This is a genomic window from Micromonospora sp. LZ37 (assembly GCF_059359015.1).
Genome location: NZ_JCADBL010000007.1, coordinates 99,751 through 118,567 on the forward strand (window position 1 = coordinate 99,751; position 18,817 = coordinate 118,567).

Genomic DNA, 18,817 nt, shown 5'->3' on the forward strand with positions numbered 1-18,817 from the left:
GGGTGTGGGGAATGTTCGAGAAGGTGCTCATCGCCAACCGGGGTGAGATCGCGCTGCGGGTGCTGCGCGCCTGCCGGGAGCTCGGGGTACGCACGGCGGTGGTCTACTCCACCGCGGACGCCGACTCCGCGCCGGTGCGCCTGGCCGACGAGGCGGTCCTGATCGGACCGGCTCCGAGCAAGCGCAGCTACCTCAACGCCGCGGCGATCGTCGAGGCCGCCCGGCAGGTCGGGGCGCAGGCCGTGCACCCCGGCTACGGCTTCCTCTCCGAGGACGCCGACTTCGCCGAGATCTGCGCCGACAACGGGCTGGTCTTCATCGGCCCGCCGCCGCAGGTGATGGCGGCGCTGGCCGACAAGTCCTCCGCGCGGGCGCTGATGCGCCGGGCCGGCCTGCCGCTGCCGCCGGGCAGCGTCAGCCCGGTGCCGACGGCCGCCCAGGCGGCGGAGGTCGCCGCCGAGGTGGGTTACCCGGTGATCGTGAAGGCCGCCGCCGGTGGTGGCGGCCGGGGGATGACGGTGGTCCGCTCCGCGGCGGAGTTGTCCCGGGCCTACGCCCGGACCCGGGCCGCCGCGCAGGCCGCCTTCGGCGACGACCGGGTGTACGTCGAGCGGTACCTCACCGACGCCCGCCATGTGGAGGTGCAGCTGCTCTGCGACTCCCACGGCGCGGGTGTGCACCTGGGCACCCGGGACTGCTCGGTGCAGCGGCGGCACCAGAAGCTGGTCGAGGAGGCGCCCGCGCCGGCGCTGTCCGCCGCGACCCTGGACAGCATCGCGGAGACCGCCCTGCGCGGCGCGCTGGAGGTCGGCTTCACCGGCGCCGGCACCATGGAGTTCCTGGTCGACGCCGAGGAGCGGTACCACTTCCTGGAGATCAACTGCCGGATCCAGGTCGAGCACCCGGTCACCGAGATGATCACCGGGATCGACCTGGTGCACGAGCAGCTGCACATCGCCGCGGGGCTGCCCCTGCGCTGGCGGCAGGAGGACATCCGGCTGCACGGGGTCGCCGTGGAGTGCCGGGTCAACGCCGAGGACCCGGACCGCGGCTTCGCCCCGACCCCCGGCCGGTTGGACCGCTTCGTCCCGCCCGGCGGGCCGTTCACCCGGGTCGACACCCACGGCCACGCCGGCTACGTCGTCGGGCCGCACTACGACTCGCTGCTGGCGAAGGTGGCGGTCTGGGCGCCGGACCGGGAGCTGGCGCTGAACCGGCTGGAACGCGCGCTCGACGAGTTCGTCGTCACCGGCCCCGGGATGCGTACCACCATCCCGTTCGTCCGCCGGGTGCTCGACGACGCCGCGTTCCGCAAGGGCCGCCACGGCACGTCCCTGGTGGACCGCCTGCTCGCCGGCGACCAGCCGGCCGCTCCCACCGCCCCGCCACCGCGCCCCCGCACCGTCCTGACCGCTACCGAGGAGGAATCGAGATGACCGTCACCCACGGGCAGCCGCTCACCACGGAGATCACCGACATCCTGGTGGCGCACTGCGGCCTGGACGCCGACGCCGCCGCCCGCGCCCCCGCCGCCTCCCTGGAGGAGCTGGGCATGGACTCGCTCGCCCTGCTGGAGCTCTCCGCGGTGGTGGCCGACCGGTGGCGGGTCCAGATCCCCGAGCAGGCCGGGCAGTTGAGCATCCCCGCCGTCGCCGACCTGGTCGCCCGCCGCGCCCACCCACCCGGCCACACCGAGAACAGCATCGACATCGCCGCGCCGCTGCCGCTGGTCTGGGACATCACCAACGACGTGGCCCGGTGGACCGAGCTGTTCACCGAGTACGCCGTGGTGGAGATCCTGCACCAGGAGGGCGACACGGTGCGCTTCCGGCTCACCATGCACCCCGACGAGAACGGCACCTCGTGGAGCTGGGTCAGCGAACGCACCGCCGACCCGGCCACCCGACAGGTCCGGGCGCACCGGGTGGAGACCGGGCCGTTCGAGTACATGCGGATCCGCTGGCGCTACGACGAGGTGCCCGGCGGCACCCGGATGACCTGGGTGCAGGACTTCGCCATGAAGCCGACCGCCCCGGTGGACGACGCCGGGATGACCGAGCGGATCAACGCCAACAGCCGGGTGCAGCTGGCCATCATCAAGGACCGGATCGAGCGGGCGTACGCGGGAGGCGGCGATGAGTGAGACCACCGGTGGCGTGGTCGCCGCCCGGGACGTGACCGCCGACCGGCGGCGCGGCGGGGAGCTGCGGGTGCTCCTCGGCCCGAAGACCGTCGGCAGCACCTCCGGCTTCATGGGGGTCGCCGCGCTCGCGCCAGGGGAGCGGATCGCCGAGCACTACCACCCCTACAGCGAGGAGTTCCTCTACGTCGCCCGCGGCGGCATCACCGTCGACCTGGACGACGAACCGGTGCCCCTGGCGGCCGGCGAGGCGCTCTTCGTGCCGCGCAACGTGCGCCACCGGCTGCGCAACACCGGCGACGCCCCGGCCGAGGTGGTGTTCCACCTCGGACCCCTGGCGCCCCGCCCGGAGCTGGGCCACGTCGACACGGAGCTGGCCCAGCAGCGGGGCCCGTCGTGACCGGGCGCCGCACGGTGGTCACCGGGATCGGGGTGGTCGCCCCCGGCGGCGTCACCCGCGACCGGTTCTGGAAGACCATCACCGAGGGGCGGACGGCGACCCGCCGGATCACCTTCTTCGATCCGTCGCCGTTCCGCTCGCAGCTCGCCGCCGAGTGCGACTTCGACCCCGACGCCGCCGGGCTGACCCCGGCCGAGCGGCAGCGCGCCGACCGGTACGTGCAGTTCGCCCTGGCCTGCTCCACCGAGGCCCTGGCCGACAGCGGGCTCACCCTGACCGACGCCGAGCGGGAGGTCGCCGGGGTGGTGCTCGGCACCGCCGTCGGCGGCACCATGGCCCTGGAGCAGGAGTACGTGCGGGTCAGCGACTCCGGTCGCCGGTGGCTGGTCGACCACGCCCTCGCCGGGCCGTACCTGTATCCGGCGCTGGTGCCCAGCAGCCTCGCCGCCGACGTGGCGGTCCGGCACGGTCTGCACGGACCGGCCCAGGTGATCTCCACCGGCTGCACCTCCGGCATCGACGCGATCGGGTACGCCCACCAGCTCGTCACCGACGGCGAGGCCGACATCGTGCTCGCCGGGGCCGCCGACTCGCCGATCTCCCCGGTCACCGTCGCCTCCTTCGACGCGATCAAGGCGACCAGCCCGGACAACGACGACCCGGCGCACGCGTCCCGGCCCTTCGACGCCGACCGGCACGGCTTCGTCCTCGCCGAGGGCGCCGCCGTGCTGGTGCTGGAGGAGTGGGAGCACGCCCGCCGGCGCGGCGCGCACGTCTACTGCGAACTGGCCGGCTACGCCAGCCGCAGCAACGGCTTCCACATGACCGGGCTGCGCCCCGACGGGGTGGAGATGGCCGTGGCGATCAGCGACGTGCTGCGCCAGGCCCGGCTCGCCCCGGAGGAGGTTTCCTACATCAGCGCCCACGGCTCCGGCACCCGGCAGAACGACCGGCACGAGACGGCGGCGTTCAAGCGGGCCCTCGGCGAGGCCGCGTACCGGGTGCCGGTCAGCTCCATCAAGTCGATGGTCGGGCATTCCCTCGGGGCGATCGGCTCTATCGAGATGGCCGCCTGCGCCCTGGCCATCGAGCAGGGCGTGGTGCCGCCCACCGCGAACTGGACCACCCGCGACCCGGAGTGCGACCTGGACTACGTGCCGAACGTGGCCCGGGAGACGCCGGTGGACGTGGCGCTCTCGGTGGGCAGCGGCTTCGGCGGTTTCCAGTCCGCGATGCTCTTCCGCCGGCTGGCGGTCCCGGCGTGACCGGGCCGCAGGCGGTGGGTGGGCCGCGGCCGGTGGCCCCGGTGGACCGGGCGGTGACCCGGTGACCGCCCGCGCCGTGGTGACCGGCATCGGGGTGGTGGCGCCCAGCGGGATCGGCGCCGCCGCGCACTGGCGGACCGTCGTCGACGGCACCCGGCGCACCGGACCGGTCACCCTCTTCGACCCGGCCGGCTACCCGACCCGGGTCGCCGGCGAGGTCGCCGACTTCGACCCGGCCGCGTACGCCGACAACCGGCAGCTGGTGCAGACCGACCGGTGGACCCACCTCGGCTTCGCCGCCACCCGGCTGGCGCTGGCCGACGCGGGCCTGCCGCAGCGGGCCCCCGACCCGTACGGCTGGGCGGTCACCCTGGCCAGCTCGTCGGGGGGCAACCTGTTCGGCCAGCGGGAGCTGCAACGGCTCTGGGGCGGGCCGACCCGCACCGTCGGGGCGTACCAGTCGATCGCCTGGTTCTACGCCGCCAGCGTCGGGCAGCTCTCCATCCACCACCAGTTCAAGGGGCCGTGCGGGGTGCTGGTCGCCGAGTCGGCCGGCGGGCTGGACAGCCTCGCCCACGCGGTGCGCACGGTGCGCCGCGGCACCCCGGTGGTGATCGCCGGCGCCACCGAGTGCCCGCTGAGCCCGTACGCGCTGACCTGTCAGCTCCGCTCCGGCCTGCTCAGCGACGTCGACGACCCGGCGGTGGCGTACCGGCCGTTCGACCGGGCGGCCGGCGGGTACGTGCCGGCCGAGGGGGGCGCGGTCTTCGTGGTGGAGGAGCTGGGCCACGCGCTGGCCCGGGGCGCCCGGATCTACGGCGAGGTGACCGGCTGGGGCGCCACCCACGACGCCGTCCACACCGGACCGGGCAGCGCGGGTGATCCCGCCCGGTACGCCCGGGCGATGCGGTTGGCGCTGGACCGCTCCGGGGTCGCAGCGGAGGAGGTGGACGTGGTGGTCCCCGACGCGCTCGGCGTGCTCCGCTACGACCGCGCCGAGGCCGAGGCGCTGCGCGCGGTCTTCGGTGACCGGCCACCGCCGGTGACCACCCACAAGGCGCTGACCGGCCGCGCCCACCAGGGTGGTGCGGCGCTGGACGTGGCGACCGCGCTGCTTGCCTTCCGGCACGACACGCTGCCCGCCTCGGCGGGCCCGGTGGAGCCGGCGCCGGGCTGCGAGCTGGACTTCCTGCGGGCGCCCCGGCGGCCCCGCAGCCGGGTCGCGCTGGTCTGCGCGCGCGGCTACGACGGTTTCAACAGCGCGCTGGTGGTGCGGGGCGCGCCACCGGCGCCGGAAGGAGCGGCACGATGAGCGGAGAACGCGCGAGGGTGGTCTTCCTGGTCCGGGTCGCCGAGGAGCGCACCGCGGACTTCCTGCGGGCGTACGAGGCGGTCCGGCACCTGGTCGCCGAGGGGGTGCCGGGCCACCTGGTGGACCAGGTGTGCCGCTCGGCCACCGACCCGGAGCAGTGGCTGATCACCAGCGAGTGGGCCGCGCTGGCCGACTTCGAGGCGTGGGAGCGCAGCCCGGAGCACCGGGACCTGGTACGCCCGATGCGGGAGTGCTTCACCGACGCCCGGTCGTTGCGCTTCGTCGTACACGCCCAGACGCCGGAGGTGGCCCGGGTCTGACCGGCGTGCCGGACCTGTGCCTGCTCCGCGCGATCTCCGCCGCGGTCGTCGGCGCCAGTCTGTGCAAGGCGACGGACGGTCCCACCCGGCACGGGCTGACCGGTGTCGTACCTGCTCGCCCTCCTGTTGCTCGCCCTGGCGATCCGCGCGATCCGCCCCGGCGTCCCGTTGCGCGTCTCAAAGGTGGTGACTGCCGCACCGCCCGCCCGCCGGCGCAGATCTTGGACACTTTCCGTCGCTGACGAACGGCAACTGTCCAAGATCTGAATCCCGCCCGCCGTGGGGACCCGCAGCGGTGGCGAGGGGCACTACCTAGACTGCGGCGATGACGAACGGGGACCTGCAGCTGCCTGCGGTGCTCGTCGAAGCGCACGCGGCGGGGTTCTGTCACGAGCACAGCGGGCACGACTTCGAGCCCTACGACACGTTCCTGTGGTCGGGCGACATGGTGGAGTGGTGGCAGGACTGGACGAACGACGCTACGGCCGGCGTTCCTCCGTTCCTCGCCTTCGGCCAGGACGGCGCCGGTGGTCTGGCCGCCTTCTGGCTCCGTGACCCGGGCGGCCCTCTCGACCGCCAGCCCGTCGTGTTCCTGGGCTCTGAAGGCGAGTACACCGTCATCGCGCGTGACCTCGGCGATTATCTGTGGCTGCTGGCGAATGGCGTCGGCCCGCTCGAGACGGTCGACGGCATCGAGCGCGTGCCCGAGCCCGTCGCCGTGCTGACGACCATCGCGCAGCGGTACACCGGCTCCACCCGACGGTCGACCGCGGAGATGATCGCCGCCGCGCAGGCCGAGATCCCCGCCTTCGAGGCACTGCTCAGCTCGCAAGCACTGGCGTACGAAAGGGGACGTGCCTCGTAGACGGCCATCCTCGCTGCGTCCTCGCGTAGTTTCCGCCCGAACGCCGTGGATCCGTTATCGCGACATCCCCGGGTTGTCCGGTCCCGCCAACGCGGCCGTCCGGCAGCTGGAGGGGCGGCGGTGGCTACCCGGCGTGGTGTGCGCCGCCGTCAGCGTGTGGCGCGCGCACGCGTCCGGCCGCCGGCGACGCTGGAGGCCATGGGAGGCCGAGTTCACCTGCCTGTGCTGCGGGGTGGGCTGGGCGCGGGACCGGCTGGAGGAGACGGTCGCCATGCTGCCCGCACCTGCCGCCGGAGAGTTGCGGACGGTTGTCGAGGCCCTGGACGACGCGTTGTCGCGCCGCACCCACCACGATCCGCAGACGCCCGATGATCTTCCGTGGTGGTCGCGGCGCTGCTGACCCGTGCCCTAGCCAGCACGGCCCGGCCGGTGCAGCCAGGGCGCGACCCTGGGCGCCGCCGCGATCAGGGCGACCGGGAGCGCCGTGGCCACCGCCTGCCCGATCCGGCCGGCACGAATCACGCAGACGACGGCGATCGCGACGACCCGTACGTACCGGGCGCACCGGCCCGCCGGCGCAGCGAGGACGTCTCGCCGCGCCCACCGGCACCCCGTCGCGGTCGGGCGGTCGCCGCAGACCCGGCGCCCTCACCGGTCCCGGTGCTCCTCGATCCGTCGGCGCGTCGACCTGCCGGCCTTGAACGCCCGGCGGGGCAGCCAGAAACCCAGGAGCACCAGCACAACGATCAGCAGTAACAGCAACCAGCGCATCTCGTCCTCCCTCCCCGTAGAGCATCTCCTGTGCACACTCACCGTAAACACCCTGATCACCAGGAGTGGTGGGGGCGCGCGTGATACTGCCCGACCGATCGAGGGGCGGCAATCCGACCGGTCGCCTTTCTTGATCTAGCTATTTAGATCAAGCAATGGTTTCCCAGGCTGCCGTAGGGTTCCGGCACGGCACGCTGCCCGCCTCGGCCGGTCCGGCGGAGCCAGCACCGGGCGAGCGATAAGGCGATGTGATTCGTTCCCATGTTGAGGAGGTTCACATTGTCTCAGCACGGGAAGCGCCACACGGCACGCCAACGGACGGCTGACCTGACGGTCGCCGCCCTCGTCGCCGCCGCGTTCGGCCCGTACACCCCCATCGCCGGCGTACGCACCGAGCAACTCGCCGTCATCGCCGTCAGCGGTGTCTGCCTGCTCCTCGCCGCCCAAGCGGTGAGGCGGGTACCCGTCGCTGCCGCCGCCCTGGGTGGGCTCCTGCTGGTCCAAGCCGCGTTCGCCGTCGCGGCGTCGATCGGGTCGGCCGCGACGACAACCGGGTACGCGCAGGTCGGGATCGCCGCCGGCCTGGACAACCTCCTCCTCCCGCTGGCGGTCCTCCTCATCGGGTACGTCCTCACCGTCGGCGACGTCGACCGGGCGCGGCTCGTCCGCGTCGCCGGCACCGTCCTCATCGCCGCCCTGTGCATCAACGCCGGTCTCGGCTACCTCACCCTGTCCCAGGTCGGCGACCTGACCCCTGCCCTGTCCCGGTTCTGGAGCAGCGCCGACCCCGGCGCGGTCACGACTGCGTCCAGGGCGGCCGAGATGGGCCGCTACAGCGGCATCTTCAACCAGCCCGCCGAGGCGGGCGTCATGTACTCCATCGGCCTGATCATGGCGGCGATCCTCCTGCGGCGCCGGCCGGTGCTGCTCGCGGTCACGAGCGTCGCCATCACCATCGGTGGCCTGCTCACCGCGTCGAAAATCTTCCTGCTGGTCGGGCTGCCGATTGCGTTGTGGCAGGGCCTACGGGCCGCTACCTGGCCGGGCCGGGCCGGGATCGTCGCCGCCGTCGCCGCCGTCTTTGCCGTCTTCGACCATCAGGCCAGCCGGCCGGACTCCCCGATCGGCGGGGTGCTCCTCGACGACTGGCTGAACCCGGGCGAGCGGGGCGGCAGCCTGGTGTCGCTGTACTCGGCCAGCCGGTTCGGTGAGAACTCGACGCTCGCCGACGCCGCGAGTCTCGTCATGGACCACGCCCCGTGGTTCGGGTTCGGGGTGGGCGGCCTCGCGGTCGCCTACGACAGCTCGTGGGTGGAGGCGCTGGTGATGGCCGGCATGGTCGGGGTGGCCGTCCACGCCGCCATCATGGTCGTGTTCGTTGGCTGCTGGCTCCACGCGCGGGGTATCGCCGACCCGGTGATGGTGCGCCTCGGCCGGGGCGTGCTCCTGGTGGTCGTCGCCGGGTCGCTGGGGTTACCGACGCTGACCGCGAACCGGGTCACAACGGTGGTGTGGCTGCTGGTATGGCTGCTGCTGATCCACCCCGCGACACGGGTCGACGCGGTCACCCCGCCGGCTGACCGGCGGCTACTCCGACGGATGGGACCGGTGCTGCAACCCGGACCGCACCTGCGCCAGGAGGAGAAGGGCTTCCGACTCCAACGCCGCCATCATGTCCTCACGCCGCGCCTGCGTGTGCGCGATCAACGCGGCCTCGATCTTCCCCGGCAGGCCCGCGTTGACGATCATCCACTTCGCCCGGGTCAAGTCAGGTTCCGGCTCGGCCAGCTTCCCTGGGCGATCGCCGGCGACGACGTCAGCGACGCTACCGGCCGTCCACCGCAGGCCCCACTCGAGACCGGAGACGGTGGCGCGACGCAGCGCCGCCGGGTAGCCGTCCTCGACGTGGTGGACGGTGCGGAGGGCGATGTCGGCGAGCGCCGCGAAGCATTTCTTGGTGAGGCCGAGGGCGATCCGTCGGCGGGCCACCTCGACGGCGAGGCGGGCCGCTGCGACATGCGCAGGGTCGGGTGGGCTGATGGTGGTGGGAAGGGAACGGGACAGGGGTGAGGGGTAGCCCGTCCTCGCTGTAGGAGCAGGCCGGCAGATGAGGCCGTCGCCGACCTGCCGGCCCTGAACGCCCCCACGGGGCAGCCAGAACCCCAGGACCACGAGCACCACGATCAGCAGCACCAGCAACCAGCGCATCTCGCCCTCCCGTTTCGCCCCCCGGCTATTCAGGGCGGTTGGCGGCATAGAGCAAGATCGACTCTCTCCGTCCACCTCTTGATGACCGGGAGTGGTGGATGCGCGGGTGATACTGCCCGTCCGATCGAGGGTCGGCAATCCGACCGCAGGCCCTTTCCGATCCAGCCATTTGCATCTAGCAGTGCTTTCCCAGGCTGCCGTAGGGTTCCGTCAGCACCCCAAAAGATGCACTGTATGGGCGGATTCCGCCCTCTTTCATGCTGGGCGGTGGACGGCGGTGACCATGGATCGTCCGACGGAAGATTCTGAGGCGCAGGACCCCGGTTGGGTCGACGACCTTCTGTTCAGCGGGCGTTCGACCGACGTTTGTCTACGCCTGCCCGAGCCGGTCGACCGGGCCACCCTGCACCGCCTGGTCACCGGGGCGCAGGACCGCCTCACCGCAGGCGGGCTGCGCCCCGGCGGGGCCGCCGCGCTGCGGCTGCCTCCCTCGCTGGCGTACGTGGTGAACCTGCTCGCCACCTGGCGCACCGGCGCCCAGGCGATCCTGCTGGACCACCGGCTCACCGACCACGAGGTGCGTCAGGCGCTGGAGCGGCTCACCCCGCAGGTGGTGGTCGCCCCGGTGCGCACCGGCGGTGGCGCGCTGCGGATCTTCGTCGACGTGACCGAGGGAGTCACCGCGTACGCCGACCGGCCGGCCACCAGCGGACACGCGGTGATCCAGCTCAGCTCCGGCTCCACCGGCCCGTCCAAGGTGATCGGCCGCACCGCCGCCGACCTGGTCGCCGAGGTGCACCGCTACACCCGGATCGACGGGGTGGCGCTGCCCGGCGAACGGATCATCCTGCTGCCGTCCATGGTGCACGTGCTCGGCCTGGTCGGTGGCCTCCTCTACGGCCTGCACGTCGGCGTGGAGCTGGTGCCGCCGGAGCGGCTCAGCGGCGACGCGGTGCTCGCCGCCATCGCCGCCCAGGCCACCCCGGCCACCGTGCTCGGGGTGCCCTTCCACATCGGACTGCTCGCCTCCACCCGCCCGGCCGGCCCGCTGCCACAGTTCCGGCGGATGACCACCGGCGGGGAGCTGGTCCCGGCCGCCACCGCCCAGGCCTTCACCGACCGGTTCGGCGTTCCGCTGGGCAACATGTACGGGATGACCGAGGTCGGGGTGATCGGCACCGACCTGCACGGCCGGCACCGCCCGTCCATCGCCCCGGCGCCCGGCATCGAGGTCCGCGAGGTCGACGGCGAGCTGCACGTCAGCTGCCCGGCGTCGCCGTACGTGGGGCTCAGCGACCCGACCCGGTGGGCCGACGGCTGGCTGCACACCCGCGACGCCGGCACGGTCGACGCCGACACCGGTCTGGTCACCGTCAAGGGGCGGCTCGACTCGCAGGTCTCGGTCGGCGGCCTGAAGGTGGACCTCACCGAGGTCGAGGCGACTCTGGCCGGGCTGCCCGGAGTGGGCGCGGCCGTGGTGGTCCACGACGGGGAGATCACCGCGTACGTGCAGCCCGACGGCCCGCTGTCGGAGGAGGTGCTGGAGAAGCTGCTCGCCGAACGGCTGGCCGGCTACAAGCGCCCCCGCACCCTGCACCTCGTCGAGCAGCTGCCCCGCACCACCACCGGCAAGCTGGTCCGATCCGCCACCGCGCTCCGGGCGGCGGCGCCGTGACCGGCCCGCTCGGCGGACACGAGGGCACCGGCCGGCTAGGCGTACCGCACCGACACCTTGACCGGGGCGGCCGGGACGGACTCCCCGGCGCCGGGGTCAGCGGCTTCGCCGCCGACCGCGACCGCGAGCACCCACCCGGCACCGCACCCCGGATGTCCGACCCGGACGCCGCAGCGGTCGGGCAACGGGCGCAGCAGCTCCACGGGGTGCGCGGGCACCGGCATCCGCCGACGCAGACCACCGGAGCGCAACCCCGCGCCCAGGGCCTTGCCCACCGCCTCCTTGGCCGTCCAGAGCAGCAGGAACGCCTCCACCCGGGCGCTGTCGGGCAGGCCGGCCAGCCAGGCCGCCTCGGCCGGGGCGTACCAGCGGCGGGCCAGCGCCACGGCGGGCAGCGGCCGGCGCCGCTCCACGTCCACCCCGACCGGGCCGGCCCGGCGGGCGGCGACCACGACCAGCCCCTCGCCGTGGCTGACGCTGACCGGCAGCGCCACCCCGCCGGCCCGTACCCAGGGCCGCCCGCCGGGCGTCCGACCCACCGCGACCTCCCGCTCGGGCCCGCCGAGCAGCGCGCCACCCGCGTGCCGCAGCAGCGGCGCCACCTCCGGCCGACCGCCGGTGGTACGGCCGACCCACACGTGCACGGTGTCCCGACCGGACACCGTCAGCTCGCCCATGAAGAGAGGTTAAAGCCATGCGAGACGAGGTCCGAACCTTCGTCATCGAGCAGCTCGAGGACATGAACTACGACGTCGAGGGGATCGACGACGAGACCACCCTCGGCCCGTCCGGGGTCGACCTGGAGTCCCTCGCCCTGGCCGACCTGTCCGTCCGCGTCGAGGACCGCTACGGCCTGAAGTTCGCCGACGACGAGTCGGAGAAGCTGGCCCTGATGACGGTCGGCGAGTTCACCGCCATGGTCGCCGACCGGATCGCCGGTCAGACCGCCGCCGACCGCTGATGGCCGGTCAGCCCGACCTGGGGCGAGCTGACCTGGTGAGCATGCTCGCCGAGATGAGCGCGAAACCCGTCGACCAGGTGCCGCACCGGGTCGGCTCGATGGAACTCGCCTGGCTGGTGCACCTCGTCGAGCAGCGTTACGACCGGCGGCTGGAGCTCACCGACGACCAGCTGGCCGGCATCCGTACCGTCGACGACGCCCTGGCGGTGTTCCGCACCTGCCTGACCAGCCCCGCCGATGGCTGAGCGGGGGGCCGTAGCGATCTCCGGCGTAGACGCGGTCAGCGCCCTCGGCAGGGGCGCCGACGCGCAGCTCGCCGGAGTGCTCGCCGGCGCGCCGGCGTTCCGGCCGGTACGCCGCTTCGACACCGCCGGCCGCCGGGTCACCGTCGCGGCGACCCTGCCCGAGGTGGGGACGCTGCCCGACGAGCTGGCCGAGGCGATCGACGCGGCCTGCCGGGCGGCCGGGCTCGACGCGGCGGCCAGGGCGGAGTCGGCCCTGCTGCTGGCGACGCACGGCGGCCCGGCGGCCGACCCGGGCCCGGAGGTGCCGGCGCTCGCCGCTCACCTGGCCCGGCGCGGCGGCCTCGGCGGCCCGACGCGGATCTACACCAGCGCCTGCGTCTCGGCGAGCACCGCGGTGGCCGACGCCGCCACGATGATCCGCCGCGGTGACGTCGAGCGGGTCGTGGTCGCCGCCGGCTACCTGGTCGAACCGGACCAGTTCGCGCTCTTCGACGCCGGCCGGGCGCTCGCCGCCGACGGCGCGGTACGCCCCTTCAGCGCCGGCCGGCGGGGCCTGCTGCTCGGCGACGGGGTGGCCGCGGTGGTGCTGGAGTCCGCCGGGGCGGCACACCGCCGGGGTGGCACGCCGGTGGCGACCATCAGGGGCTGGGGGCGGGCCGGGGACGCGTACCACCCGTGCCAGCCGGACCCGGGCGGGCGGGGGCTGGCCCGGGCGGTCGGGGCGGCGCTGCGCCGGGCCGGGCTGCCCGCCGACGCGATCGGCTACGTCAACGCCAACGCCACCGGCACCGGGTTCAGCGACGCCTCCGAGGCGGCCGCGCTGCGGCTGGCCCTGGGCGACGTCGCCGACCGGGTGCCGGTCAGCTCCACCAAGTCGGTGCACGGGCACGCGTTGGAAGCCTCCGGGCTGCTCGAACTCGTGGTGACCGTGCTCGCGCTCCGGTGGGGGAGGCTGCCGGTCAACGCCGGCTGGCTCGGCCCCGACGAGGCCTGCCCGCTGACCGTCATCACCTCCGCCCCCCGCCGCGCGACCACCCCGTACGCGCTCAGCCTCAACGCCGCCTTCGGCGGCGCCAACACCGCGCTCCTGGTCGGCGCCCCGTGACCGCCCCCGCCCACCCGCCTCGGTCCCGCACTCCGGGCCCCGGCGAATCGGGCCGGACGGCCGCACCGGCGGCCGGAACCGACCGGCCGCGGGAGGTCCGGGTGCTGGCCGAGGCGCGGTGGCCGGAGGCGGGGGACGGGACGCCGCCGGGGGTGCCCGGGTTCGTGCACTCGGCGTTCGCGCCGCTGGTAGTGGCGGTGGCCGACCGCTGCCTGCGGCGGCGGTACGGGCAGGGCCCGGCGCCGGTCGGCACCGGCACGGCGATCGTGCTGGTCAGCGCGGCGGGAGACCGGCCGAGCGCCGACCACGTCCGGGCCACCGTGGCCGCCGGGGGCCGGGTCGGGCCGTTGTTCTTCTTCCAGTCGGTGCCGAACAGCGTCGCCGGGCACGTCGCGGCCCGCTGGGGACTGGACGGCCCGGTGGTGTGCCTGAGCCCGACGGGACCGGCGGGGGAGGACGGCACCGCCGAGGCGGAACTGCTGCTGTACGACGGCGACGCCGACGAGGTGTTGCTGGTCGCAATCGAGGAGGCGCCCGACGGCACCCCCACCGGGGCGGTCGCGGCGCTGCTGGGCGGAGGAGCAGGACGATGAAGACCAAGGGACTGCGCGGCGCACTCGCCGCCGACACCGAACTGGGCGCCGGCAACGTGCTCGCCCGGGTGCTGGCCCACGGCGCCGACCCGCACGGACCGGGGTTGACCTTCGACACCCCGGTAGACGGGCACCCCGCCGGGCAGGCGCTCACCCTGGGCGAGCTCGACCAACGGGTCGCCGCCCGGGCGGCCTGGCTGCACGGGCGGGGGGTGCGGCCCCGTGACCCGGTCGCGGTCTGGGCCACCGACGCCGCCGACATGGTGCTCAGCTTCCTGGCCCTGGCCCGGCTCGGCGCCGTCCCGGCGCTGATGAACGGCCGGCTGCGCCCGGAGATCGCCGCCGAGTACATCCGCCGGCTGCGCGCCGCCGGGGTGCTCGCCGACGCCGCGCACACCGACCTGCTCGCCGGCCACGAGCTGGGCGCGCCGCTGCTCGGCCGGCCCGACGAGGCCGGCGCCGGCGACCCGGCCGCCGCCCCGCCGCACTACCGCCACCACGACGACGACCCGATCGTCATCACCCACACCTCCGGCACCACCGGAGTGCCGAAGGCGGTGCTGCACTCGCACGCCAGCCTCTTCGCCGCCACCCGGCACCTGCTGTCCATGCCGCAGGCCCAGGGCACCCGCCGGATCCTCAACGCGCTGCCCGCCCCGCACACCGCCACCGTGCTGATGGTCAACCAGGCGCTCGGCAACCGCGCCGAGATGCTGCTCCTGTCCGACCAGGGTGGCGAGCGGGTGCTCGAGGCCATCCAGCGCTGGCGGCCCGACGGGGTGTTCGGCTTCTCCGTCACCTGGGCCGAGCTGGCCCGTTTCGACCTGTCCGGGTACGACCTGGACTCGGTGCGGCTGTGGTTCAACACGGGGGACTGCTCGCACGAGCCGCACGTGCGCCGCCTCGTCGCGGTCGGCTCCCGGGACGTCGTGACCCGCGACGGCGTGGTCCGGGTGGCCGGGTCGGTCTTCATCGACGGGCTCGGTTCCAGCGAGATGGGGCACTCGATTTTCCACATCACCCACACCGTCGACACCGACCGGTACGGCCGCTGCGTCGGCCGCCCGTACCGGTTCACCCGGGTGGCCGTGCTCGACCTGGACGGCGACGAGCTGCCCCCGGGCCAGGTGGGTTGGCTGGGTGTGGACTCCCCGTCGCTGTTCCGCGGCTACTGGAACGACTCGGTGACCACCTACCGGTCCCGGCTGCGCGGCTGGTACCTCACCGGCGACCTGGTGTACGCCGACACCGACGGCCGCTACTACCACCTGGACCGGGCGGTCGACTCGGTCGACGCCGGCGACGGGCGGCGCCTCTTCACCGCGCTGTCCGAGGAGCGGATCCTCGCCGCCTGCCCCGACGTCACCGACTGCACCGTGGTGATCGTCCGGGTCGGCGACGGGGTGGTCACGGACGTGCTGCTCGAACTGGCCGCCGGCGCCGACCCGGGCGCCGATCGCACCGAGGCGGTGCGCGCCGCGCTCGGCCCCGACGTCGGGGCGACCCTGCGCCGGGTGGTGCCGGTCCGCTCCGACGACATCCCCGTCACCGTGACCGGCAAGGTCCGCAAGGTGGCGCTGCGGGAGCGCTACCTGACCGAGGCGACGTCATGAGCGTCGTCATCACCGGGATGGGGCTGTTCAGCCCGGTCGGGCGGGGAGTGGAGCAGACCTTCACCGCGCTGACCACCGGGCGCTCCGGCCTGGCCCGGCCGCCCGAGGGCCACCCGGTCCGGGAGTCGCTGGAGGTGGCCGGGCTGCTCCCGCCGATCGACCCGCGCACCGTCGCCTCCGGGCCGGAGACGAAGGTGCTCGACCGGATCGTGGTGCTCGCCCTGCTCGCCGCCGCCGACGCGCTCACCGACGCCGGCATCGAGGTCGGCCGGGACGTCGACCCGGACCGGGTCGGCGTGATCGTCGGCGGGGTGGGCGGGATGTCCACCCTGGAGGCCCAGGTCGTCGCCCGGACCGCCCGGGGTCGGGCCGCGGTCAGCCCGTACCTGCTCACCGGCATCCTGCCGAACATGCCGTCGGCGCGGATCGCCATCGCCCACGGCATCCGCGGCTACAGCTCCTCGGTCGGCACGGCCTGCGCGTCCGGCGCCCAGGCGGTCGCCGACGCGGTCCGGCTGATCCGCGCCGGGGAGGCCGACGTGGTGCTCTGCGGGGCCAGCGAGGCGCCGCTCTTCCCGACCTTCGCCGACACCTTCGGCAACGCCCGCGCCCTGGCCCGCGGCTGGGACGACCCGACCGAGGCGAGCCGGCCGTTCGACACCCGACGCAACGGTTTCGTGCTCGCCGAGGGGGCGGCGCTGCTGGTGCTCGAACGCGCCGAGCACGCCGCCGCCCGCGGCGTCACCGCCTACGCCGAGGTGGCCGGCTACGGCGCGACCACCGACGCGTACCACCCGACCGCGCCCCGGCCCGACGGCGCGGGCGCGGCCGAGTGCATGCGCCGCGCCCTGGCCAGCGGGGGAGTGTCGGCGGCCGACGTCGGCTACGTCAACGCGCACGGCACCGGGACCAAGCTCGGTGACGTCGCCGAGACCACCGCGCTGGCGAAGGTGTTCGGCGTCGGTGGGGTGCCGGTCAGCTCCACCAAGGCGCTCACCGGGCACCTGCTCGGCGCGTCCGGGGTGGTGGAGGCCGCCGCCTGCGCGCTGGCGCTCGGCGCGGGGCTGCTGCCGCCGACGTACCACCTGGACGACCCGGACCCGGACTGCCCGGCGGACCACGTCCGCGGCGGACCTCGGGCGAGCGGGACGGACCTCGCGCTCACCAACTCGTTCGGGTTCGGCGGGCAGAACGTCAGCCTGCTGCTGCGGCGCACCGTCGGTGCGGGCGCCCGGACCTCCCCGGCGAGGGGGTGACCGGCGCTGGACCCCGGGCGGCACGCGCCCGGACGGCAGTCACGGGGGACATGGGGAAGGACCTGGGAACAGATGGACATCCGTGGAACAGACCACATCGAACTCTACGTGGGGGACGCGCGGCAGGCGGCCTTCTACTTCGGCACCGCGGTCGGCTTCCAGCTTCGGGGCCAGGGCGGCCCGGAGACCGGGCTGGCCGGTCAGCGCTCGCTGCTGCTCACCCACGCCGACATCCGGATGGTGCTCACCACCGGCCTGACGGCGGACCACCCGGCCGCCGAGTACGTGCGCCGGCACGGCGACGGGATCGCCGTGGTGGCGCTGGAGGTGGACGACGCCGCCGGGGCGTACGCGGAGCTGGTGGCCCGGGGCGCGACCGGGGTGAGCCCGCCGCGCACCTGGACCGGCGCGCACGCCGAGGTGGTGACCGCCGAGGTCGGCGGCTTCGGCGACGTGCTGCACCGGCTGGTCGAGCGGCGCGGCGACCGGGGCGAGTTCCTGCCCGGCGGCATCGAGCTGACCGCCCCGGCCGCGGCGCAGCCCCCGCTGCTCGCCGAGATCGACCATCTGGCGGTCTGCGTGCCGCCCGGGCAGCTCGCCGAGACCGTCGGGTACTACGAGCGGGTCTTCGACTTCGCGCAGATCTTCACCGAACACATCGAGGTCGCCGGTCAGGCGATGAACTCCACCGTCGTGCAGAGCCCCTCCGGGCGGGTGACCCTGGTGCTGCTGGAACCGGACGCCACCCGGCGGCCCGGCCAGATCGACGCGTTCCTCGCCGAGCACCACGGCGCCGGGGTGCAGCACCTCGGCCTGCGCACCGACGACATCGTCACCGCGGTGGGCGCGCTCGGCGAGCGGGGGGTGCGCTTCGCCGGTACCCCCGGCAGCTACTACGACGCGCTGGAGGAGCGGGTCGGCCCGGTCGACGCGCCCCTGGAACGGCTGCGTGACCTGAACATCCTGGTCGACTCCGACCACGGCGGGCAGCTGTTGCAGATCTTCACCGAGTCGGTGCACGTGCGCCGCACCCTCTTCCTCGAGCTGATCGAGCGACGGGGGGCGCGCACCTTCGGCAGCGGCAACATCAAGGCGCTCTACGAGGCCAAGGAACGGGAACTGGCCGCCGCGGCGGCCGTACCTCAGGGGGTGACCGCGTGACGACGACCGGAACCGAGCCGACCCTCACCGCCGAGGAGGAGGCGCTGCTCCCCACCGACGACGAGGTGCGCGGCTACGCCGAACGCGGCTGGTACCTGTCGAAGAAGCTGCTCACCGACGACGAGGTGGACGCCCTCGCCGCCGCCGCGGACCGGTACTACGCCGGCGAGCGGGACCGCCGGCTGCCGGTGCGCCCGCCGAAGCTCGCCTACTGGGAGCCGTCGTCGGGCGCGGTGCAGCGGCACAACGACTACGTCCACCACGAGCACGACGGGTTGGCGGCGATCCTGCGCAAGCCGCTGATCGGCGCGGTCGCCGCCCGGCTGGCGCAGGCCGACGAGATCCGGATCTTCCAGTCCACGCTGATCCACAAGCCGCCGGTCTCCGGCGAGCCGTCCAACATCGTGCCCTGGCACTTCGACAAGCACTACTGGGCGTCCTCGTCGTCGGAGAGGATGCTCACCGCCTTCATCCCGTTCCACGACTGCGGTGAGGAGATGGGCACCATCACCATGGTCGACGGGTCGCACCGGTGGAAGGAGATCGGCGCGGACGACACCGTGGTGCGGCACTTCGCCGACCGCGACCGCGGCCAGCTGGAGGAGATGCTGGCGGAGAACGCCGCCTACAACGGCGCGGAGATCCGCAAGATCCCGATGGTGATCCCCAAGGGGCACATGAGTTTCCACCACTGCCGCACCTATCACGGCAGCGGCGCCAACGTCAGCGGTCGCCCCCGGCAGGCGATCTCGCTGCACCTGCAGGACGGCGACAACGCCTGGCGGGAGTATCCGCTCTCCGACGGCACGCTCGCCGCGTACAACCACGACGTGCTGGTCCGCCGCACCCACGAGGGGCGGCCCGACTACGCGGACCCCGAATACTGCCCGGTCATCTGGCGCGACCGCGCCCAGCAGGGAGGCTGAC

Annotated in this window: 21 protein-coding genes; 19 read left to right on the forward strand and 2 right to left on the reverse strand. The window is 74.2% G+C overall.

The window, feature by feature from the left end; genetic code table 11:
- Nucleotides 1-11 precede the first annotated feature (11 nt).
- The 9 genes from AC5L3Z_RS16285 to AC5L3Z_RS16325 all read left to right on the forward strand — a co-directional run bounded on the left by AC5L3Z_RS16285 (nucleotide 12) and on the right by AC5L3Z_RS16325 (nucleotide 6,702).
- A complete protein-coding gene (locus AC5L3Z_RS16285) occupies nucleotides 12-1,436 on the forward strand; it encodes an acetyl-CoA carboxylase biotin carboxylase subunit (RefSeq protein WP_494842885.1) in 1,425 nt (474 codons plus the stop codon).
- Nucleotides 1,433-2,143 (forward strand): SRPBCC family protein, encoded by a 711-nt coding sequence (locus AC5L3Z_RS16290; RefSeq protein WP_334532624.1) that lies wholly within the window; start codon nucleotides 1,433-1,435, stop codon nucleotides 2,141-2,143. The genes AC5L3Z_RS16285 and AC5L3Z_RS16290 overlap by 4 nt, the downstream gene beginning before the upstream one ends.
- The gene (locus AC5L3Z_RS16295; RefSeq protein ID WP_494842887.1) at nucleotides 2,136-2,540 is read left to right on the forward strand and encodes a cupin domain-containing protein; all 405 of its coding nucleotides are present in this window, start codon (nucleotides 2,136-2,138) and stop codon (nucleotides 2,538-2,540) included. The genes AC5L3Z_RS16290 and AC5L3Z_RS16295 overlap by 8 nt, the downstream gene beginning before the upstream one ends.
- Nucleotides 2,537-3,805, forward strand: a complete 1,269-nt coding sequence (locus tag AC5L3Z_RS16300; protein ID WP_494842889.1) for a beta-ketoacyl-[acyl-carrier-protein] synthase family protein — start codon at nucleotides 2,537-2,539, stop codon at nucleotides 3,803-3,805. Before AC5L3Z_RS16295 ends, AC5L3Z_RS16300 begins: the two co-directional genes overlap by 4 nt.
- Before the next feature lie 61 nt (nucleotides 3,806-3,866).
- A complete protein-coding gene (locus tag AC5L3Z_RS16305; protein ID WP_494842891.1) occupies nucleotides 3,867-5,117 on the forward strand; it encodes a beta-ketoacyl synthase N-terminal-like domain-containing protein in 1,251 nt (416 codons plus the stop codon).
- Nucleotides 5,114-5,437, forward strand: coding sequence for an antibiotic biosynthesis monooxygenase family protein (locus tag AC5L3Z_RS16310; protein WP_334532632.1), 324 nt, complete (start codon nucleotides 5,114-5,116; stop codon nucleotides 5,435-5,437). Before AC5L3Z_RS16305 ends, AC5L3Z_RS16310 begins: the two co-directional genes overlap by 4 nt.
- Nucleotides 5,438-5,539: 102 nt before the next feature.
- Nucleotides 5,540-5,704: a hypothetical protein gene (locus AC5L3Z_RS16315; RefSeq protein WP_494842893.1), complete on the forward strand. Its 165-nt coding sequence runs from the start codon at nucleotides 5,540-5,542 to the stop codon at nucleotides 5,702-5,704.
- 58 nt (nucleotides 5,705-5,762) lie between these two features.
- Nucleotides 5,763-6,302 (forward strand): SMI1/KNR4 family protein, encoded by a 540-nt coding sequence (locus AC5L3Z_RS16320; RefSeq protein WP_494842895.1) that lies wholly within the window; start codon nucleotides 5,763-5,765, stop codon nucleotides 6,300-6,302.
- A gap of 73 nt (nucleotides 6,303-6,375) precedes the next feature.
- A complete protein-coding gene (locus tag AC5L3Z_RS16325; RefSeq protein ID WP_494842897.1) occupies nucleotides 6,376-6,702 on the forward strand; it encodes a hypothetical protein in 327 nt (108 codons plus the stop codon).
- Nucleotides 6,703-6,950: 248 nt separating this feature from the next.
- Here the strand turns inward: AC5L3Z_RS16325 and AC5L3Z_RS16330 are convergent, their stop codons facing one another.
- Nucleotides 6,951-7,073 carry a hypothetical protein gene (locus tag AC5L3Z_RS16330; protein WP_494842899.1) on the reverse strand — a complete coding sequence of 41 codons (123 nt, stop codon included), beginning with the start codon at nucleotides 7,071-7,073 and terminating at the stop codon, nucleotides 6,951-6,953.
- A gap of 279 nt (nucleotides 7,074-7,352) precedes the next feature.
- Between AC5L3Z_RS16330 and AC5L3Z_RS16335 the strand changes: the two genes are divergently transcribed.
- A complete protein-coding gene (locus AC5L3Z_RS16335) occupies nucleotides 7,353-9,143 on the forward strand; it encodes a hypothetical protein (RefSeq protein ID WP_494842901.1) in 1,791 nt (596 codons plus the stop codon).
- A gap of 421 nt (nucleotides 9,144-9,564) precedes the next feature.
- Nucleotides 9,565-10,956 carry a class I adenylate-forming enzyme family protein gene (locus tag AC5L3Z_RS16340; protein WP_494842903.1) on the forward strand — a complete coding sequence of 464 codons (1,392 nt, stop codon included), beginning with the start codon at nucleotides 9,565-9,567 and terminating at the stop codon, nucleotides 10,954-10,956.
- 35 nt (nucleotides 10,957-10,991) lie between these two features.
- Here the strand turns inward: AC5L3Z_RS16340 and AC5L3Z_RS16345 are convergent, their stop codons facing one another.
- Entirely contained in the window at nucleotides 10,992-11,633 is a 642-nt protein-coding gene (locus AC5L3Z_RS16345) for a 4'-phosphopantetheinyl transferase family protein (protein ID WP_494842905.1), read from the reverse strand.
- Nucleotides 11,634-11,650: 17 nt separating this feature from the next.
- On the opposite strand from AC5L3Z_RS16345, the gene AC5L3Z_RS16350 reads away from it, so the two are divergent.
- The 8 genes from AC5L3Z_RS16350 (at nucleotide 11,651) to AC5L3Z_RS16385 (ending at nucleotide 18,816) form a co-directional block, all read left to right on the forward strand.
- A complete protein-coding gene (locus tag AC5L3Z_RS16350) occupies nucleotides 11,651-11,917 on the forward strand; it encodes an acyl carrier protein (protein ID WP_494842907.1) in 267 nt (88 codons plus the stop codon).
- Nucleotides 11,917-12,162: an acyl carrier protein gene (locus AC5L3Z_RS16355; RefSeq protein WP_494842909.1), complete on the forward strand. Its 246-nt coding sequence runs from the start codon at nucleotides 11,917-11,919 to the stop codon at nucleotides 12,160-12,162. The genes AC5L3Z_RS16350 and AC5L3Z_RS16355 overlap by 1 nt, the downstream gene beginning before the upstream one ends.
- A complete protein-coding gene (locus tag AC5L3Z_RS16360) occupies nucleotides 12,155-13,267 on the forward strand; it encodes a beta-ketoacyl-[acyl-carrier-protein] synthase family protein (protein ID WP_494842911.1) in 1,113 nt (370 codons plus the stop codon). The genes AC5L3Z_RS16355 and AC5L3Z_RS16360 overlap by 8 nt, the downstream gene beginning before the upstream one ends.
- Nucleotides 13,268-13,368: 101 nt before the next feature.
- Nucleotides 13,369-13,860, forward strand: coding sequence for a beta-ketoacyl synthase chain length factor (locus AC5L3Z_RS16365; RefSeq protein ID WP_494842913.1), 492 nt, complete (start codon nucleotides 13,369-13,371; stop codon nucleotides 13,858-13,860).
- A complete protein-coding gene (locus AC5L3Z_RS16370) occupies nucleotides 13,857-15,473 on the forward strand; it encodes a class I adenylate-forming enzyme family protein (protein WP_494842915.1) in 1,617 nt (538 codons plus the stop codon). Before AC5L3Z_RS16365 ends, AC5L3Z_RS16370 begins: the two co-directional genes overlap by 4 nt.
- Nucleotides 15,470-16,729 carry a beta-ketoacyl-[acyl-carrier-protein] synthase family protein gene (locus tag AC5L3Z_RS16375; RefSeq protein ID WP_494842917.1) on the forward strand — a complete coding sequence of 420 codons (1,260 nt, stop codon included), beginning with the start codon at nucleotides 15,470-15,472 and terminating at the stop codon, nucleotides 16,727-16,729. Before AC5L3Z_RS16370 ends, AC5L3Z_RS16375 begins: the two co-directional genes overlap by 4 nt.
- A 72-nt stretch (nucleotides 16,730-16,801) precedes the next feature.
- Nucleotides 16,802-17,890 carry a 4-hydroxyphenylpyruvate dioxygenase gene (hppD, locus tag AC5L3Z_RS16380; protein ID WP_494842919.1) on the forward strand — a complete coding sequence of 363 codons (1,089 nt, stop codon included), beginning with the start codon at nucleotides 16,802-16,804 and terminating at the stop codon, nucleotides 17,888-17,890.
- Nucleotides 17,887-18,816 (forward strand): phytanoyl-CoA dioxygenase family protein, encoded by a 930-nt coding sequence (locus AC5L3Z_RS16385; RefSeq protein ID WP_494842921.1) that lies wholly within the window; start codon nucleotides 17,887-17,889, stop codon nucleotides 18,814-18,816. The genes hppD and AC5L3Z_RS16385 overlap by 4 nt, the downstream gene beginning before the upstream one ends.
- Nucleotide 18,817 lies beyond the last annotated feature (1 nt).

Bases quoted from the DNA above. Each gene is read 5' to 3' on its own strand.
- AC5L3Z_RS16285 (WP_494842885.1), top strand. From the start codon at position 12: ATGTTCGAGAAGGTGCTCATCGCCAACCGGGGTGAGATCGCGCTGCGG.
- AC5L3Z_RS16290 (WP_334532624.1), top strand. From the start codon at position 1,433: ATGACCGTCACCCACGGGCAGCCGCTCACCACGGAGATCACCGACATC.
- AC5L3Z_RS16295 (WP_494842887.1), top strand. From the start codon at position 2,136: ATGAGTGAGACCACCGGTGGCGTGGTCGCCGCCCGGGACGTGACCGCC.
- AC5L3Z_RS16310 (WP_334532632.1), top strand. From the start codon at position 5,114: ATGAGCGGAGAACGCGCGAGGGTGGTCTTCCTGGTCCGGGTCGCCGAG.
- AC5L3Z_RS16320 (WP_494842895.1), top strand. From the start codon at position 5,763: ATGACGAACGGGGACCTGCAGCTGCCTGCGGTGCTCGTCGAAGCGCAC.
- AC5L3Z_RS16330 (WP_494842899.1), bottom strand. From the start codon at position 7,073: ATGCGCTGGTTGCTGTTACTGCTGATCGTTGTGCTGGTGCTCCTGGGT.
- AC5L3Z_RS16340 (WP_494842903.1), top strand. From the start codon at position 9,565: ATGGATCGTCCGACGGAAGATTCTGAGGCGCAGGACCCCGGTTGGGTC.
- AC5L3Z_RS16345 (WP_494842905.1), bottom strand. From the start codon at position 11,633: ATGGGCGAGCTGACGGTGTCCGGTCGGGACACCGTGCACGTGTGGGTC.
- AC5L3Z_RS16350 (WP_494842907.1), top strand. From the start codon at position 11,651: ATGCGAGACGAGGTCCGAACCTTCGTCATCGAGCAGCTCGAGGACATG.
- AC5L3Z_RS16355 (WP_494842909.1), top strand. From the start codon at position 11,917: ATGGCCGGTCAGCCCGACCTGGGGCGAGCTGACCTGGTGAGCATGCTC.
- AC5L3Z_RS16360 (WP_494842911.1), top strand. From the start codon at position 12,155: ATGGCTGAGCGGGGGGCCGTAGCGATCTCCGGCGTAGACGCGGTCAGC.
- AC5L3Z_RS16370 (WP_494842915.1), top strand. From the start codon at position 13,857: ATGAAGACCAAGGGACTGCGCGGCGCACTCGCCGCCGACACCGAACTG.
- AC5L3Z_RS16375 (WP_494842917.1), top strand. From the start codon at position 15,470: ATGAGCGTCGTCATCACCGGGATGGGGCTGTTCAGCCCGGTCGGGCGG.
- hppD (WP_494842919.1), top strand. From the start codon at position 16,802: ATGGACATCCGTGGAACAGACCACATCGAACTCTACGTGGGGGACGCG.